The organism is Actinophytocola gossypii, assembly GCF_025165815.1.
GTDB classification, from domain to species: domain Bacteria; phylum Actinomycetota; class Actinomycetes; order Mycobacteriales; family Pseudonocardiaceae; genus Actinophytocola; species Actinophytocola gossypii.
In genome coordinates, this window is record NZ_JAFFZE010000012.1 from 455,021 (window position 1) to 467,918 (window position 12,898).

At 68.9% G+C, this 12,898-nt stretch carries 9 protein-coding genes and 1 pseudogene; 4 read left to right on the top strand and 6 right to left on the bottom strand.

The window, feature by feature from the left end:
* The first annotated feature begins 218 nt into the window (after positions 1–218).
* Positions 219–2,915, top strand: coding sequence for a winged helix-turn-helix domain-containing protein (locus JT362_RS15940; RefSeq protein WP_260191984.1), 2,697 nt, complete (start codon positions 219–221; stop codon positions 2,913–2,915).
* Positions 2,916–3,076: 161 nt separating this feature from the next.
* Entirely contained in the window at positions 3,077–3,412 is a 336-nt protein-coding gene (locus tag JT362_RS15945) for a cupin domain-containing protein (protein WP_260191985.1), read from the top strand.
* A 20-nt stretch (positions 3,413–3,432) separates the two neighbouring features.
* Here JT362_RS15945 and JT362_RS15950 read toward each other — a convergent pair whose 3' ends face one another.
* The 4 genes from JT362_RS15950 to JT362_RS35600 all read right to left on the bottom strand — a co-directional run bounded on the left by JT362_RS15950 (position 3,433) and on the right by JT362_RS35600 (position 7,824).
* Complete coding sequence (locus JT362_RS15950; RefSeq protein WP_260191986.1) at positions 3,433–4,515, bottom strand: acetate/propionate family kinase; 1,083 nt, start codon at positions 4,513–4,515, stop codon at positions 3,433–3,435.
* A complete protein-coding gene (locus tag JT362_RS15955) occupies positions 4,515–6,896 on the bottom strand; it encodes a phosphoketolase family protein (RefSeq protein WP_260191987.1) in 2,382 nt (793 codons plus the stop codon). The genes JT362_RS15950 and JT362_RS15955 overlap by 1 nt, the downstream gene beginning before the upstream one ends.
* 481 nt (positions 6,897–7,377) lie before the next feature.
* The gene (locus tag JT362_RS15960) at positions 7,378–7,590 is read right to left on the bottom strand and encodes an MbtH family protein (RefSeq protein WP_260191988.1); all 213 of its coding nucleotides are present in this window, start codon (positions 7,588–7,590) and stop codon (positions 7,378–7,380) included.
* Between the two features lie 15 nt (positions 7,591–7,605).
* Positions 7,606–7,824: an aspartate 1-decarboxylase gene (locus tag JT362_RS35600; RefSeq protein WP_375546502.1), complete on the bottom strand. Its 219-nt coding sequence runs from the start codon at positions 7,822–7,824 to the stop codon at positions 7,606–7,608.
* A gap of 891 nt (positions 7,825–8,715) precedes the next feature.
* Between JT362_RS35600 and JT362_RS15970 the strand changes: the two genes are divergently transcribed.
* Both JT362_RS15970 and ggt read left to right on the top strand, forming a co-directional pair.
* The gene (locus tag JT362_RS15970) at positions 8,716–9,249 is read left to right on the top strand and encodes a GNAT family N-acetyltransferase (RefSeq protein ID WP_260191989.1); all 534 of its coding nucleotides are present in this window, start codon (positions 8,716–8,718) and stop codon (positions 9,247–9,249) included.
* A 599-nt stretch (positions 9,250–9,848) separates the two neighbouring features.
* The gene (ggt, locus tag JT362_RS15975) at positions 9,849–11,690 is read left to right on the top strand and encodes a gamma-glutamyltransferase (protein WP_260191990.1); all 1,842 of its coding nucleotides are present in this window, start codon (positions 9,849–9,851) and stop codon (positions 11,688–11,690) included.
* 44 nt (positions 11,691–11,734) lie between these two features.
* On the opposite strand, the pseudogene JT362_RS15980 reads toward ggt, so the two are convergent.
* A pseudogene (locus JT362_RS15980) lies at positions 11,735–11,872 on the bottom strand (multicopper oxidase domain-containing protein); the annotation flags it as partial.
* Positions 11,871–12,203: a MerR family transcriptional regulator gene (locus JT362_RS15985; protein WP_260191991.1), complete on the bottom strand. Its 333-nt coding sequence runs from the start codon at positions 12,201–12,203 to the stop codon at positions 11,871–11,873. The gene JT362_RS15985 and the pseudogene JT362_RS15980, both read right to left, overlap by 2 nt.
* Positions 12,204–12,898 lie beyond the last annotated feature (695 nt).

Genomic DNA, 12,898 nt, shown 5'->3' on the forward strand with positions numbered 1-12,898 from the left:
CGTGCTCGGAAGGCGTCATCGCTGGACAGCTCACGGATCGGCGGGGGGACCGGCGGACGCACGACTGGGGGCACTGCGGCTTGCGGTGGCCTCGCGACCGATCCCCTCGTCTCCGAGGTCGCGAAGCACAGCCGGAACATTGTCAGTTCGGCCACGAAGAGACCTCACCCACCCCGGGTGAATGCTCATGATAAACCCATTCACTCATTCGGGGGAACATGTTGTTGATCCGCCCACTTCCGCACCAACAATGTCTACTCTCAGCAGTCGTGGCGGGGGACCCAAACGACAGACTCCGCGCTCCAACGCCCGAGCCGAAAACAGCCGTACCACCGCTGCCGGCCGGCTGGGTGGAGCGCGCCCGGTTGCATGACGCGCTGGGGAGAAGACCCGTCGACGTGGAGGAAACACGCCCACCGAAAGTGGTGTTGGTCCGTGCGCCGCCGGGATTCGGCAAGACCACGCTGCTCGCCGCCTGGGTTCGACTGCGTCGGCGCCTCGGCGATGCGACCGCGTGGGTCAGCATCGACGAGCACGACAACGATCCGTTCGTGCTGTGGTCGGCGGTCCTCACGGCACTCGAGAAGGACGCGCTCACCGCCGACGACACACGCGCGCTCCATCCACCGGAGCAGGGCCAGGAGGAACGTTTCGTCACCGCGCTCCGCGAGGCCACCGACCGCCGGGAACGCGACGTCTGGCTGGTTCTGGACGACGTCCAACGGCTGCGGGAACGCGACGTCCTGCACGGAATGGAGGTACTGCTGACCAACCTTCCGGTGCGGCTGCACGTCATCATCAGCACCCGGTTCGGTGAGCCCGCGGCGCTGCGTCGACTGCGGATCGCCGGCGAGCTGCGAGAGGTGAAAGTCAACGACCTCGCCTTCACCGACGCGGAGGCCGCGACCGTCCTGAGCGGGTACGGCGTAACGCTGGCCCACTCCGACCTCACCCGCCTGATGGCGCGTACGGAAGGCTGGCCCGCCATCGTCCGGCTCGCCGCGTTGGCGCTGTCCGAGTCGGACGACCACATCGCCACGATCGACTCGTTCGTCGAGACCGACCGCGCGGTGGCCGACTACCTCGTCGGCGAGGTGCTCTCGAACCTCCCCACCGACATGCGCGAGTTCCTCCTACGCACGAGCATCTGCGAACGACTCACCGTCGAACTCGCCAGCGAACTGACCGGCCGGGACGACGCCGGCGTCCTGCTGGAACACCTCGAACGGGTCGACACGCTGGTGTCCAGATGCTCCGCGCACAGCGAGTGGTTCCGGTACCACTCGCTACTCCTGAACTACCTCCGGATGGCGCTGCGGTCCCGCTCACTGGCCACCGTGACCGCGTTGCACCGCGTCGCGGCGGGCTGGTTCGTGCGACAGGGTGACGCACTGGCCGCGCTGCCACACGCGATGAGCGCGGGCGACAACGATCTGATGGCGGAGCTCGTCGTCCGGTTCGGCCCCGCGATCGTCCTCGGTGGGCAGATGTGGACCCTGCGGCGGCTGGGCAGGATGCTCCCGTGCGCGACGGCACGACGGCCCGCGGTCTGCGCCATGCTCGCGGTCGCCGAGCTGTCGACCGGGGACCGGTACACCGCCGAGGAACGTCTGGCCTGGCTCACCGCCGATTCGCGGACCATGCAGGACCCGGGAGTGTGCGATCTGTACCTCCTGGCGCTGACCCAGTTGGCGCGGTTGACCGGCCAGCTGTCCCCGGAGGTCGACGAGCTGAGCAACCGGCTCGACGGCATCGTGGACGTGGACCTGCGCATGCTCGCGCTCGTCAACCGCGGCACGGTGCTGTTCTGGCTCGGCCGGCTCGAACGTGCCCACGCCGACCTGTCGCGCGCACTCGACCTGGCGACCGCGCGGGGGTACGTCTACGCGATCACGCACTGCCTGAGCCACCTGGCGGCGGTCGCCGGGGCCAGGAGCGACTTGGACACGATGGCCCGGGTGGCACACGAGGCCGTCGGATTCGCGCACGAGAGCGGCATCGACGTCAGCCCAAGCACGTGCATCGCGCACGCCGCCGCCGCGTGGGCCGCGTACCAGGCGCTCGACGACGAGACCGCGCTGACGGAGGCGCGGACCGCCGCCGACCTGGCCGGCGCGAGCGACGACCGGACCACCGCACTGTGTGCCCGGTCGATGGCGGCGATAGCAAGGTCCATCGAGCAGCCGCACGACGCCGTGCTGCGGCTGCGGGAGTGCTGGGGAGCGCTGCCCCGGGATGAGCCGCTGCAGCCAGCCGCGGTCGCGATCGTCGGCGTGGCCGAGCAGAAGATCGCACTGCGAATCGGCCGGGCGGAGTGGGCCGCCGAGGTCCCCGAGCGGGCGTCGGCGTGGATCGCCGGCAGCGGCGAGCTGCTGTTCCTGCGCGCACGGGTGCACGCCTACCACGGCCATTCCACCACCGCACGAGCCCTGCTCGACAAGATCACGAGCGACCGGGTCCGGTGCCTGGTCACCAACACCGAGATCGAGACCCACCTGCTGGTCGCGTCGCTCGCCGAGCGCTCCGGTGACACGCACACCGCGCGCGCCCAGCTGATCGCCGCGCTGGCGAAGGCCCAACCCGGCCGGGTCATGCGCCCGTTTCTCGATACCGGCCGGAACCTGCGAGCGCTCCTGTCACACCAGGTCGGCCGGCTGGGCCAGCTCGACCCGTTCGCCGCGGAGGTTCTGGCGGCGGCCCCCGCCACCCGCCCGGGAACGGGCGCGGAGCTCAGCCCGCGGGAGGCGCAGCTGCTGATGGAGCTGCCGTCACTGAGCACGACCGAGGAGATCGCGAACGAGATGTACGTGTCGGTCAACACGGTGAAGACCCACCTACGCAGCATCTACCGCAAGCTGGGGGTCGCCACCCGCCGCGAGGCGGTGCTCGTCGCGCGCCAACAGGGCTTACTCTGACCGCCGAGCCGGGTCGGATCGTCTGCCATCGGTGCCGCGAACGTCCCGCCCGACCTGTCGCGCCGCGTTCGCGGCAGGATGTCATGGGTAGAGCGGGTGTACCGGAGCCGGGACACCGCACTGGGGAGCCGGGCTCCTCGCCGTGGATGGGAGCGTGTGCAGTGACCGATCACCCCGAGGTCGTCCAGCTCGGTGCCCTGGCCGCGACGCTGCTCGACGAGGCCAAGAGGCGCGACGCCCGGCGAACCGCCAGGACGCTGGTCTCCGGCCGCGCCCAGCGGGCCACGCTGATCGCCATGGCCGAGGGCGCCGAGCTGGCCGAGCACGACGCGCCGCCGGCGGCCACGCTCCAGGTCGTGACCGGGCGGGTGCGGCTGCACACCCGTGCCCGGGAACGGGTCCTCGACAGCGGCGAGCTGACCGCCATCCCACCCCAGCGGCACGGGCTGACCGCGCTCACCGACGCCGTCGTCCTGCTCACGGTCGCCCTGCGCTAGTGCGCGCACGAGCGCCGTGCTCACCGGTGGAGGGTGGCCCGGGTGAGGCGGGCGATCTCGACGTCCTCCCTGGCGGTGATGACCAGGGTGCGTACCTCGGCGTCCCGGGCGCTGACGTCGGTGTCCCCGGTGGCGTGCCGGTTGGCGTCCGCGTCGAGGCGCACCCCGAGGAAGGCGAGGCCTTCGGCCGTGGCGGCACGGACTGGTGGCTGGTGCTCGCCGACGCCGCCGGTGAAGACGAGGGCGTCGAGGCCGTTCATGGCGGCGGCCATGGCGGCGATCTCGCGGCGTAGCCGGTGGAGGTAGACGTCGAAGGCGAGCACCGCGTCCGGGTCGTCATCTCCGACGACCTCCCGCAGGTCGCCCGAACCACCGGTGAGCCCGGCCAGGCCGGAGCGGTGCTCGAGCACGTCACCGAGCGTCTCGGCGTCCACGCCTCCGTGTCGCAGCAACCACAGCACCAGGCCCGGGTCGACGCTGCCCGAGCGGGTGGCCATGACCAGGCCCTCCAGCGGGGTGAAGCCCATGGTCGTGTCCACCGACCGCCCGTCGTGGACGGCCGCCAGCGAGGCACCGGCACCGAGGTGGCAGGACACGACGCGCAGGTCGGTCCGGCGGAGGATCTCTCCCGCCCGGCGGGCGGCGTGGGCGTGGGACAGACCGTGGAAGCCGTACCGCCGCAGGCCCCACCGCCGGCGCCACTCGCGGGGCAGGGCGTAGGTCGCGGCGGCAGCGGGCAGGTCGTGGTGGAAGGCGGTGTCGAAGCAGGCGACCGCGGGCACCTCGGGCAGCATCTCGGCGACCGCGTCGATGCCGGCGACGCCGCGGGGTTGGTGCAGCGGCGCCAGCTCGGCCAGCGCGGCGATCCGGTCCCGCACGTCGCCGGCCACCAGGACCGCGCCGGTGAAGTCCGCGCCGCCGTGGACGATCCGGTGCCCGACCGCGTCCACCCGCTCCAACGCGGACCCGAACCGTTCCAGCTCCTCGGTCTCGTCGCTGCCCGCCCACTCCCCCAGGTCCAGGCTGTCCACGACCTCGTCGGCTGGGTCGAGCAGGCGGACCTTCAGGCTGGACGAGCCGGCGTTGACCACCAGGACGTGCATCAGAACCGCCAGGTCCAGTCGCGGACCTCGGGCAGGTCCTCGCCGCGGGTGCGGGTCCACTGGTGGTGCCGGGCGCGCAGGTCCTGCATCCGCTGCCGCAGCAGCGCCGTGGTCGCGCCGAGGTCGGGCACCCGGTCGAGGACGTCGATGACCAGCTGGAACCGGTCCATGTCGTTCATCACGAGCATGTCGAACGGCGTGGTCGTGGTGCCCTCCTCCTTGTACCCGCGCACGTGGATGTTGTGGTGGTTGGTGCGCCGGTAGGTCAGGCGGTGGATCAGCCACGGGTAGCCGTGGTAGGCGAAGATCACCGGCCGATCGGTGGTGAACAGGGCGTCGAACTCGCGGTCGGTCATGCCGTGCGGGTGCTCGGTGTCCGGTTGCAGGCGCATCAGGTCGACGACGTTGACCACTCGCACCCGCAGCCGGGGCAGGTGCTCGCGCAGCAGCGACGTGGCGGCCATGACCTCCAGGGTGGGCGCGTCACCCGCGCAGGCGAGCACGACGTCGGGCTGGCCGTCCTGCTCGCCACCGATCTCACTGCCGGCCCACTCCCAGATCCCGGCGCCCCGGGTCGCGTGCAGCACGGCCTCGTCCATGGGCAGCCAGTCCGGGGTCTGGTTCTTGCCGGCGACCACGACGTTGACGTAGTCCCTGCTGCGCAGGCAGTGGTCGGCGACCGACAGCAGGGTGTTCGTGTCGGCCGGCAGGTAGACCCGGATCACCTCGGCCTTCTTGTTCATCACGTGGTCGATGAACCCCGGGTCCTGGTGGGAGAAGCCGTTGTGGTCCTGGCGCCACACGTGCGAGGTCAGCAGGTAGTTCAGCGACGCGACCGGCCGCCGCCACGGCAGCTTCTTGCTGGTCTTGAGCCACTTCGCGTGCTGGTTGAACATCGAGTCCACGATGTGGATGAACGCCTCGTAGCAGGAGAACAACCCGTGCCGGCCGGTGAGCAGGTAGCCCTCCAGCCAGCCCTGGCACAGGTGCTCCGAGAGCACCTCGACCACCCGGCCGTCCCGGGCCAGGTGCTCGTCGACCGGCAGCTGCTCGGCCTGCCACTGCTTGGCGGTGACGTCGTAGACGGCGTCCAGCCGGTTCGACGCGGTCTCGTCCGGGCCGAAGATCCGGAAGTTGCGCTCCTCGGCGTTGCGCCGCACCACCTCCCGCAGGAACCGGCCCAACACCCGGGTCGGTTCCGACGTGGACGCACCGTGCTGGGCCACGTCCACGGCGAACTCACGGAAGTCCGGCAACCGCAGCGGCTTCAGCAGGACGCCACCGTTGGCGTGGGGGTTGGCGCCCATCCGCCGATCTCCATCCGGCGCCTGGCCGACCAGCTCCGGGACCGGCCGCCCGGCCTCGTCGAACAGCTCCTCCGGCCGGTAGGAACGCAGCCACGCCTCCAGCGCCGCCAGGTGCTCCGCGTTCTCCCGCACCGCGGACAGCGGCACCTGGTGCGAGCGCCAGGTGTCGGCCACCGGCACACCGTCCACCTCGGACGGGCCGGTCCACCCCTTCGGGGAACGCAACACGATCATCGGCCACCGCGGCCGGGCACCGATCCCGCCGGACCGCGCCACGCGCTGGATCTCCGCGATCTCGTCCAGCACGCCGTCCAGCGCGGACGCCATGTCGCGGTGCATCCGCTCCGGGTCCGCGCCGCTGACGTAGCGCGGGGCGTAGCCGAAGCCGCGCAGCAACGCGTCCAACTCCTCGTGCGGGATCCGGGCCAGCACCGTCGGGTTGGCGATCTTGTACCCGTTCAGGTGCAGGATCGGCAGCACCGCGCCGTCGTGCACCGGGTCGAGGAACTTGTTCGCGTGCCAGCTCGTCGCCAGCGGCCCGGTCTCGGCCTCCCCGTCCCCGACCACGCAGGCCACCACCAGGTCCGGGTTGTCGAACGCGGCGCCGTAGGCGTGGGCGAGCGAGTAGCCCAGCTCACCGCCCTCGTGGATCGACCCCGGCACCTCGGGGGCCACGTGGCTCGGCACCCCGCCGGGGAAGGAGAACTGGCGGAACAGCTCCCGCATCCCCTCCTCGTCCCGGCTCACCTCCGGGTAGGCCCGCGAGTAGCTGCCCTCCAGCCAGGTGTTCGCCAGCAGACCCGGCCCGCCGTGGCCCGGACCGGTCACGTACAGCACGTTCAGGTCCCGCTCCCGGATCACCCGGTTCAGGTGGGCGTACACGAAGTTCAGCCCCGGCGTGGTGCCCCAGTGCCCGAGCAACCGAGGCTTGACGTGCTCCACCCCCAGCGGCTCGCGCAGCAACGGGTTGTCCAGCAGGTAGATCTGCCCCACCGAGAGGTAGTTCGCCGCCCGCCAGTACGCGTCCACCAGCCGCAACACAGGCCCGTCCACCGTCGCGGTCACCTCGGTCATTGGCTTTCTCCCTCTGTGCCGACTTTCCCCTTCCATTCCTACTCGCGCAGGCCCGTGTCGGCAGGGCAGAACGAGCCACGACGGTGGAGTCCAAAGGCTCCTCCAGCGGTCTTCGGTTCCCCGACTTCGTCCGGACCTCGGCGCGGACCTTCGGCACTGAGCATCTGGCGGTGCGCGGGGTTTCATGGCACAGACCTGGTCCCGCGATACGGGAATGGCGGCGGCCGACATGCCGGATCGGGGGCTCCGCCGAGGGGCTAGGCCGGACATCGACTGGTCCCGCTTGCCGAGCGGCAGCTCGCAGGCCCGGCCGAGCAGGTCCTCGTCGAGGTCGCCGCGGAGGTCGACGTACCCGCCGACGTTGTGGGTGGGACTGTCCGGGTCCAGTCGCTGGCCGAGCCAGACGCCCTGTTGTGCCGTGGTCGACGACAGGATCTCACCGGCGTTCACTACTGCCCTCTCGCTCGTCGTGGGTGAGTGGTCAGCCGTCCCGCATGGCGTCGATCAGGCTCGGCGGGCGCAGGTCGGACCAGTGCTCCTCCACGTAGTCCAGGCATTCCTGGCGGGTAGCCGGGCCGCGCACGATGCGCCAACCGCTGGGGACCTCGGCGAACCGCGGCCGAAGCGAGTGCTGGTTCTCGTCAGTGACGAGCACGAGGAACACGCCGTCCTGGTCGTCGAACGGGTTGCTCATGCCGAACCTCCTGTCTCAGCCGCCGACGGTGGCGACGTCCCTGCGGGACCGCTGCCCGTCCGCCTCCGGCACCGGCCCGGCCGGGTCCTCCCCCAACTCCACGATCCGGTTCCGGTGGTCGACGTGGACGATGCGCGGCCGGTGCTCTTCCAGAACATCGTCGGCAATGCCGACATAGGTGATGACGATCACGAGATCGCCGGGATGGACCAGATGTGCGGCGGCCCCGTTCACCCCGCTTCCCGAGTCCACCCGCCGCCGCCATCAGATTCGCGTCGATCGGCAGGGAGCCGACACAATGGAGTTCGGCCTGGATGACGGTGGCGGGGTGAATTTTTCGTTGAGAACCGTGCGCAGCACGAATACCCCTGAAATAGAGGTTGGCCGGATAAGAACGAGAATCGAACGCGCCACCGAAATTACGAATGCATGACGCCACCCTCCCCCGGGAGCTCTCCACCCGGATCCCACCCTCCCGGCGAATTAGGGCAAGGTCCGCTGCGCGTCGCCGAGGTCGTCGACCTCTCCCGCGACGGCGCTGCGTCGGCGGGGCTGTGCGCTCGTCCAACGACAGCTCGTTGAGTTGCCGAGATCACAATGCCTCCCTTCGACCTCAACCCTGACCGAAGGCACCCCGACCACGCCCGGCCACAGCGAATCGGATCATTCGACAAGGCACCAGTCTCCTCGGAGAGCAGCAGGTCGGTGTGACCGATCCAATCGCCGCGCAGGCGTTCCTTTGGAATCTGCCAGGCGCTTGTGGACGGGCGCGATGAACCCGCTCGGTGGGTTCGGTCGCCGACAGCCTGATTGACCTCGGGCAGGTACGTCTCGGAAAGCCACCGATACAACTCGTCATTGGTGAACCTGAACTGAGGCTCCTCGCCCTTCCTCGCGCCAAGGTCGACACTGAAGGTGAGATAGATGTCGAGTACCTACCGAATTCCAGGTCGATTCCACCGGCGCAACCGAGGGCCTCTGAATCGAGGTTGTTCTCCTTCCAACCGCAGCTGGTCGGCATGGTGGGGTCGGCGGTCCCCGAGCCATACCGGTTCGTGCGCGACTGGCTCGCTCGGTCCACAGGATGAGTTTCCGACGCGTTGCTCACCGTGCCATGCTTGCCCTGTGACGATCTCAATCCGCGCGGCGCGCCTGCCCGACGACCAGCCGGGAATCGTCGCGATCGACCGCGAGTTCACCACCGATGCCGTCTACGAGGTGGCGTACGAGCAGGATCGCTTCACTCTCATGCACACGCCGGTCTACCCGTCGGTGACCAAACAGTTCCCGCTCGACGACCTCGCCGATGAGAACCCGCCATGGGAGTTCGCGGCGGTCGCAGTGGACGGTGACGAGGTGAGGGGCTTCCTCGGTGCCAACCACCAGCTGTGGAACCGCCGGTTAGTGATCTGGCACCTGTACGTCGACATCCCGCTACGCGGCAGAGGTATCGGACGGGCGCTTATCGAGGCGTCCTTTGACTGGGGACGCTCGGTCGGAGCCGAGGTCGCGTGGTTGGAGACGAGCAATATCAATGTCCCGGCTGTGACTGCATACCGGAGGATGGGCTTCGAATTGTGCGGCCTGGATACCACCCTTTACCACGGCACGCCGGACGCGGGTGAGATTGGGCTCTATCTCGCCCGTACCCTCTATTGAGTAAAGTCAAGAAGAACGCCCGTCAAAGACGATCCCTTCATATTGCTCACTCGTTGGTCTGGGTTAAGAGCCCCTAGCACATTGGTGCGCGGAGTCGGCTCCAGCGCGGGCAGTCCACCAGGCGCAGGACACGCTCGGCCTGCGACGCCCATCCTCCCCGCCGCCCACCGCGCGCCCACCGGCCTCGGTCCGCGGTCGGGGCGACCGACGTCGCCGACCGCGCCGTCGCCACCGTCACGACGGTCGCCGCTGGTGGTGATGCTGGGCTGGGGTCTGCTCCTCGCGCTCGGGTACGGGGTCTGGTTCGTACTCCCAGCGCTGGTCCTCGGGTTGACCGTGCTCGCTCAGGTGGGCCAAGGGTCGTCCCCGCTACCTCCTGAGCACAGCGTCCCAGCCAAGTGGACAAACCGACCAGGTAAGTGGACAGACTGACCAGAGCAGAGGCCGTGTCCATCCTAGAACGACTGCTTGACGGTGTATGCAGTATTGCGTATACACTTATCTGTCGGCAGTTCACACGGTTCCAGCCGGGCTGAGCAGCTGTTTCTGAGGCGATGAGGCCTGGCAGAGAGGGAGACCCCATGAGGTCCCATGGCCGATTGTCATTGGCCGTTCTGTCCGTCGCATTACTCGCCCTTGTTCCCGGCGTCGGTCTGGCGCAGCCGCAGCCGGGCTCAGACCACCCGTTCGGCAAGCCAAGCGCCGAGGTCCCCAACCCGGGCGAGCTCAACGAGGCGGTCCGCGCGTCCCGCCCGGTCGGTTACCGCGACCAGACGCGCTCCGAGGTGCTCGCGCGCAACGGTGTCGCCGCCACCAGCAACCCACTGGCGACCGCCGCGGCCGAGCGGATTCTGCTCCAGGGCGGGAACGCGGTCGACGCGGCCGTCGCCGCCTCCGCCGCGCTGGGCACCGTCGAGCCCATGAGCACCGGTATGGGCGGTGACCTGTTCGCGATCGTCTGGTCGGCGAAGGACCAGAAGCTGTACTCGCTGGCGTCGAGCGGGTGGGCACCCAAGCGCTGGACCGTCGACTACTTCACCGAGACGCTCGGCGTCGACGAGGTGCCGAGCAGCGGGATCAACTCCGCGGTCATCCCCGGCACCGTCTCCGGGTGGGACGCGTTGCTGAAACGCTTCGGCAGCATGGGTTTCCGCGAAGTACTGGAGCCGGCCGCCGACTACGCGAGCGACGGTTTCCCGATCCACGAACGGATGCACGGCCAGTGGGTGGGCTCGGAGAACTCGCTCGCCAGGGATCCCGACTCCGCCAACACCTGGTTGCCGGACGGCGAGGCCCCGGAGCTGTACTCCATCTTCCGCAACCCCGAGATGGCGCGGACGCTGCGGTCGATCCAGCGGCACGGCCGAGACGCCTTCTACAAGGGCGACATCGCGAAGGCGATCGTCGAGAAGTCCGCGTCCGCGGGTGGCGTGATCAGCCGGGACGACCTGGCGAAGTACCGGTCGGAGTGGGTGACCCCACTGTCGACGGACTATCACGGCTACCGGGTACACCAGCTGCCGCCACCCGGCCAGGGTTTCGCGGCGCTGGAGATGCTGAACATCCTGGAGGTGTGCACCCCGCGACTCGGGTTCGACCTCGCCGAGCTGGGACCACGCGGCCCGCGGTACTGGCACCTGCTGATCGAGGCGAAGAAGCTCGCGTACTCGGACCTGCACCGCTACAACGCCGACCCGAAGTTCGACCCGCCGCCGCTGAACCGGTTGCTGTCCAAGGACTACGCCGCCCAACTGTGTGACCGGATCGACCCGGACCACGCGACCCCACTCGAGGTCAACGGGGTCGACGCGGGCAGCACCGTCTACTTCGCGACCGCCGACCGCTGGGGCAACATGGTGTCGCTGGTGAACAGCAACTACTCCAGCTTCGGCAGCAAGGTGACGATCCCCGGTTACGGGTTCGTGTTGGCCAACCGGGGCTCCGGCTTCACCCTCGACGAGGATCATCCCAACGTGGTGGAGCCCCGCAAGCGCCCGTTTATCACGATCATCGCCAGCTTCATCACGAAGAACGGCCGGCCGGTGATGGCGTTCGGCAACATGGGCGGCGGCACGCAACCGCAGGCACACGCCCAACACGTCATCAACATGATCGACCTCGGGATGAACGTCCAGGCAACCACGGACGTCGCCCGATTCGACCACAGCCAGGAGAATGACGTGACCAGCCTGGATACCCACCTGTACGACCTGGTCGGTCCGACGCTGACGGAAATGGGCCACGACCTGGATCGGGCGTACGGCCACGCCGGCGGCTACCAGGGCATCCTGTTCGAACCGGATCCCAGAATGCCCAAGCCGATCCTGCCGCGCGACAATGGCAAGGGCCCGCGGCACGGTGAGGCCTACGAGCGCCCCGTGAACGGCGTCTACCGAGCGGGATCGGACCCGAGAAAGGACGGTCACGCCGGAGGCTGGTGAGGCATCTCCTCGGTGGGCCGCCGGCCGCGCCGGTGGCCCACCGGTCAGATCGTCTCGAAGTTGGCCATCTTGCCCATGTCCTCGTGTTCGAGGTTGTGGCAGTGGAACATGTACCGGCCGCGGTAGCCGTCGAACCGGGCGATCACCTCGACCGCCTCGCCGAGGCGTAGGTCGACGGATTCAGTCGTCAGCGTGGAGTTCGGAGTTGAGGCGCTGGGCTTCGTGAAGCTGGTCTTCGAGCCTGATGATCCGGCAGGCGGCGTCGACGGGGGTGCCCTCGTCTACCAGTTCCCGCGCTCGGGCGGCCAGACGCAACTGGTGCCGGGAGTAGCGGCGGTGCCCGCCGGCGGAGCGTTGCGGGGTGATCAGGCCGGCCTCGTCGAGGCTGCGTAGGAAGTTCTGGGTGGTGCCGAGCATGTCGGCGGCCCGGCCCATGGTGTAGGCAGGGTAGTGCTCGTCGTCGAACTTGTCGGCCGCGCTGGGTGTGGCCGGACCTTCTTGGTCAGGAATCATTCCACCTCCGAATCACAAAAGGACCCCGGGCGCCGCACGCGGCACCCGGGGTCCTCAAGGGTTGGGGTTCACCATTGCCAACCGGCGCGACCGCCGGCTTCCTGCACCCACGGGCGGCGCGCAGCCGGATCCCGCGGGGATCGCTCATTCGTAACCGAGCACCACCTCCGAACTCGATGGGACTGCGGTACCCGCGCGCCGTTACCGGGCCGCTGCGGGCGATCCAATGATGGTCCCGATCCCTTCTCTCCTGCGTTTTCCTCTTACTGGGTACTGCTACTTCACCTGCCGCGAACGCCACCGGCGGGAACCCTTCCACTGATCGGTCCCAGCACGCTGACGCCGCTGGTCACCGCCCGAAGCCCCGTTCACTGATCGGCTTCGGCCACCTGACCGGTCCTGCAAACGCACTTCACACAACAAACTGCAACTGCTGATCTTCGCCGGCGCACCTGCTCCGCCCGCGTCGTGCACTACCTCTCCGGGACCGGCACTACCTGGTCGAACCTCTTACACCCGGCCCCGGAGCACTGCTCCGGTCACAGGATGGAACCTGTTCCTTGATCGGCTCCGTCCTGTCTGACCGCCTTGTCTCACCTCGCGGGTAGTTACGTCATCTCCCGCGCCTGCTTGACGTTATCTCTCTCGTACGAGAAGAACAGTACACCCAGACCCCGCCGAATGTCTACTCCCGT

Bases quoted from the DNA above. Each gene is read 5' to 3' on its own strand.
- JT362_RS15960 (WP_260191988.1), bottom strand. From the start codon at position 7,590: ATGAGCAACCCGTTCGACGACCAGGACGGCGTGTTCCTCGTGCTCGTC.
- JT362_RS15940 (WP_260191984.1), top strand. From the start codon at position 219: ATGTTGTTGATCCGCCCACTTCCGCACCAACAATGTCTACTCTCAGCA.
- JT362_RS15955 (WP_260191987.1), bottom strand. From the start codon at position 6,896: ATGACCGAGGTGACCGCGACGGTGGACGGGCCTGTGTTGCGGCTGGTG.
- JT362_RS15985 (WP_260191991.1), bottom strand. From the start codon at position 12,203: ATGATTCCTGACCAAGAAGGTCCGGCCACACCCAGCGCGGCCGACAAG.
- JT362_RS15950 (WP_260191986.1), bottom strand. From the start codon at position 4,515: ATGCACGTCCTGGTGGTCAACGCCGGCTCGTCCAGCCTGAAGGTCCGC.